The following is a 3,889-nucleotide window of genomic DNA, read 5'->3' on the forward strand; positions in this document are numbered from 1 at the left end:
AAGTAGGTCATCGTCAGGCTCTTATCCCGCAAAACCCCAGCACACAACGTGCTGGGGTTTTGTCTTTGCGGAAACAGAAAAGCCTCGCCCATACCTAGATGCTTGGATCATTGCATCGACAGGTGTGACGCCGATCCAAGGCTATTGCCACCAGGCGTCGCGACCTCGCCACACCCCGGTAACGGTATTGCCATCCATCCCCGAACACGCGTCTTTGTGCGGTAAGATTGGCTAAATCTATTAGATGGAGCGGTTATCGTGAGCGATCCCCAGATCCCCCAATCCAGCACTTCGCCCGACTTGCGCACGCTGACCCACGTGGCCTACGGCTTATATGCGCTGGGTTTTCTTACCGGTGGTTTCCTGGGTATTGCGACCCTGGCCGCGGTAGTGCTGATGTACGTAAAGCGTTCCGACACCGCTGGCACCATGTATGCAGCACACTTCGACTGGCTGTTGCGCACCTTCTGGTGGGCCTTGCTGTGGCTGGCCATCAGCGCTATTGCGACGCTGATTTTCATTGGCTGGCTTGGCCTGGCGGCCACGGTAGTGTGGGTGTTGTACCGGCTTATCAAGGGCTGGTTGGCGCTGCTGGAGGGGTCGGCCCCCACACCTTACGCGTAAGCGCCATGTGCCCAATAAAAACGGCTGACCAGAGAAAGGTCAGCCGTTTTTATTCGGGGTGCTCTTGGCGGGCAGCCTAAGAAAGGGCTTAGCAGCCTGCGAGGCCAGGCGTACGCGATGAGAGCGGGCCGGAAGAGGCCAGCGCGCGGCAGGCCGCGGCAGTGACCGGGCAGCCGGCGAAGGGCAGGGACGTACCGGGTACGCCCTTTGCCTGTTTACTTCAGGTGGGCGTTGACCAGCTTGGTCAGTTCGAACATCGTGACTTGATCTTTGCCGAAGATCGGACGCAGCTTGGCGTCGGCATTGATGTTGCGCTTGTTGCTGGCGTCTTGCAGGTTGTGCTTTTTGATGTATTCCCAGATCTTTTTGGTGACCTCGGTGCGCGGCACGGCTTCGGAGCCAATGACGGCGGCCAGCTCGGGGCTGGGGGTCAGGGGCTTCATGAACGCGGCGTTCGGCTTGCGTGCGGTCGCGGGTTTGGAGGTTGTAGCCATAATACGGCGCTCCTTCTCTGGCTGTTGGAAAAATTGTCCTGCGGGCGGAGCATAACGTGTCTCCCCAGCAAAGACAAAGCCATTTATGCTCTGTAGCAACTAAAATGGGGACTTCAACACCCCCAGATCAAGGTGTGTAACGGCTCATGTACGCTAGATCCGCGCTGGAATCCATCCGGCTATTTCACGACGAACTGACGGCGATGCGCCGCGACTTGCACGCGCATCCCGAACTAGGCTTCGAAGAGGTTCGCACCTCGGGCATCGTGGCCGGCGCGCTGGAAGCCCTGGGCATCGAAGTGCATCGCGGCATAGGCAAGACGGGTGTCGTGGGCGTCATACGCGGCCGTGGCCGCGACAGCGGCCGCATGATAGGCCTACGCGCCGATATGGATGCGCTGCCCATGACCGAAGACAATAACTTCGAGTACAAATCGAGCAAGGCGGGGCTGATGCATGGCTGCGGCCACGACGGGCACACGGCTATCCTGATCGGCGCGGCGCGATACCTTGCCCAGACGCGCAACTTCGACGGCACGGCGGTGCTGATCTTCCAGCCGGCCGAGGAAGGCCGGGGTGGCGCGAAGGCCATGATGGAAGACGGGCTGTTCGATACCTTTCCGTGCGATGCGATTTACGCATTGCACAATTGGCCGGGCCTGAAGCCTGGTTCCATCGGCATCAACCCGGGCCCCATGATGGCGGCGGCCGACCGCTTCGAGATCATCATTACCGGCCGTGGCGGGCATGGGGCGCACCCTTACCAGACGATCGACCCCGTCACCATTGCGGGCCACGTCATCACGGTTTTGCAGACCATCGTGTCGCGCAATGTGAATCCCCTGGATTCCGCGGTATTGTCGATAGGGTCGCTGCAGGCGGGGCATCCTGGTGCCATGAGTGTGATTCCGCGCGAGGCCAGATTGGTGGGCACCGTGCGCACCTTCCGCAAGTCGGTGCAGGAAATGGTGGAATCGCGCATGCGCGAACTGGTTGCCGCGGTGGCGAGCGGATTTGGCGCCACGGCCGAGATCGAGTACCAGCGCATTTATCCCGCCACACTGAATACGCCGCAGCACGCCAATCTGGTGGCCGATATTGCCACCGACATGATAGGCAAAGAAAACGTAGTGCGAGACTTGACCCCGTCGATGGGCTCGGAAGATTTCTCGTTCATGCTGCAGGCTCGCCCGGGCGCCTATTTCCGGCTGGGCCAGGGCGGGGCCGAATCCGGCTGCGTGCTGCATAATTCCCGCTTCGACTTCAATGACGCCGTGATTCCTTTGGGCAGCGCGATGTTCTGCGCGCTGGCCGAGCGCGGCATGCCCCTGGCTGAATAAGCCCTTACCGTTTTCCGTTCATGTCTTCTCAACTTCCCACGCAACTGACCATTACCCGCCCCGACGACTGGCATCTGCACCTGCGCGACGGCGCAGCGCTGCAGGCCGTGGTGGGCGACACGGCGCGCCAATTCGCGCGCGCCATCATCATGCCGAACCTGCGTCCGCCGGTAACCACCACCGAGCAGGCGCTGGCGTATCGCCAACGCATCGAAGACGCGCTGCGCCAGCAAGATGGCCTGCCCGCGTTTACGCCGCTGATGACCTTGTACCTGACCGACAACACCTCGGCCGAGGAAATCGTGCGCGCCCATGAATCGGGCCAGGTGTACGCGGTGAAGTTGTACCCTGCCGGCGCCACCACCAATTCCGACGCGGGCGTGACGGACTTGCTGGGCAAGTGCGCCAAGGCGCTGCAGGCGCTGGAACGCTGCGGCATGCCTTTGCTGGTGCATGGCGAAGTTACCGACCCGGGCATAGACGTCTTCGACCGCGAAGCGGAGTTCATCGAGCGCGTGATGCGGCCGCTGCGCCAGGCGTATCCGGGCTTGAAGGTGGTGTTCGAGCACATCACCACCAAGGATGGCGCCGAATATGTGCGCGACGCCGACGGCCCCATTGCGGCCACCATTACGCCGCAGCACCTGCTGTACAACCGCAACGCCATTTTCCAGGGCGGGGTGCGTCCGCATTGGTACTGCCTGCCCATCCTGAAACGCGAAGTGCATCGCCAGGCCCTGGTCGAGGCCGCCACCAGCGGCAACCCCCGGTTTTTCCTGGGTACGGACAGCGCGCCGCATGCGCGGGGCCTGAAAGAACATGCCTGTGGCTGCGCGGGTTGCTATACCGCCTTGCACGCGATGGAACTTTACGCCACAGCATTCGAGCGGGCGGGCCGGCTGGACAAGCTGGAGGGTTTTGCCAGCTTCCATGGGCCCGATTTCTACGGCCTGCCGCGCAATACGGGCACGTTGACACTGCAGCGCGAGCCGTACGTCATTCCCGACGAAGTGCCGTTCGGCAATACCTCGCTGGTGCCGTTGGCGGCGGGCGAATCGCTGGACTGGCGCGTGGTGTAGGGCGGCAGCTGGACCATGGCAGCCGAAGGCCGTGGCTTCGGCTGCGGGCGCCCGGCCTCCCCGGTTGTCCGCGGCAGGAGTTCAGGTGTCGGCGCGCCGTGCCTCGAGCAGCTCCCAGCGTGCGAATTTTTCTTCCATTTCGGTTTCCAGCGCCGCCAGTTCTTTATTGATGCGTTCGACTTCCGCAGGCGCATCGCGATAAAGGCTGCCGTCGGCCAACTGAGCCGACAGGGCGGATTGGCGGGCCTCGATGTCGGCGATGGCTTGGGGCAGGCCTTCGAGTTCGCGCAGTTCCCACGAGCTGAGCTTGGCCGCACGCGTGGCGCGGGCGCGAGGCGCGGGCGGCGCCTCG

The 3,889-nt window shown here is 62.6% G+C and carries 4 protein-coding genes and 1 pseudogene; 3 read left to right on the top strand and 2 right to left on the bottom strand.

What is annotated here, in order from left to right:
• Positions 1-258 precede the first annotated feature (258 nt).
• Entirely contained in the window at positions 259-624 is a 366-nt protein-coding gene (locus tag LPZ50_RS22825) for a DUF4870 family protein (RefSeq protein ID WP_230665106.1), read from the top strand.
• 215 nt (positions 625-839) lie between these two features.
• Here LPZ50_RS22825 and LPZ50_RS22830 read toward each other — a convergent pair whose 3' ends face one another.
• On the bottom strand, positions 840-1,118 hold the full coding sequence (locus tag LPZ50_RS22830; protein ID WP_053245898.1) for an SWIB/MDM2 domain-containing protein: 279 nt from the start codon (positions 1,116-1,118) through the stop codon (positions 840-842).
• Between the two features lie 146 nt (positions 1,119-1,264).
• Here LPZ50_RS22830 and LPZ50_RS22835 point away from each other — a divergent pair, with 146 nt between their 5' ends.
• A complete protein-coding gene (locus LPZ50_RS22835; RefSeq protein ID WP_230665107.1) occupies positions 1,265-2,458 on the top strand; it encodes a M20 aminoacylase family protein in 1,194 nt (397 codons plus the stop codon).
• A 20-nt stretch (positions 2,459-2,478) separates the two neighbouring features.
• The gene (gene pyrC, locus LPZ50_RS22840; RefSeq protein ID WP_230665108.1) at positions 2,479-3,537 is read left to right on the top strand and encodes a dihydroorotase; all 1,059 of its coding nucleotides are present in this window, start codon (positions 2,479-2,481) and stop codon (positions 3,535-3,537) included.
• Between the two features lie 81 nt (positions 3,538-3,618).
• Here the strand turns inward: pyrC and LPZ50_RS22845 are convergent.
• Positions 3,619-3,889 (bottom strand): annotated as a pseudogene (locus tag LPZ50_RS22845) (ABC transporter ATP-binding protein); the annotation flags it as partial.

Origin of the sequence: Bordetella petrii, assembly GCF_020991325.1 — a bacterium.
Taxonomy (GTDB): Bacteria; Pseudomonadota; Gammaproteobacteria; order Burkholderiales; family Burkholderiaceae_B; genus Bordetella_A; species Bordetella_A petrii_E.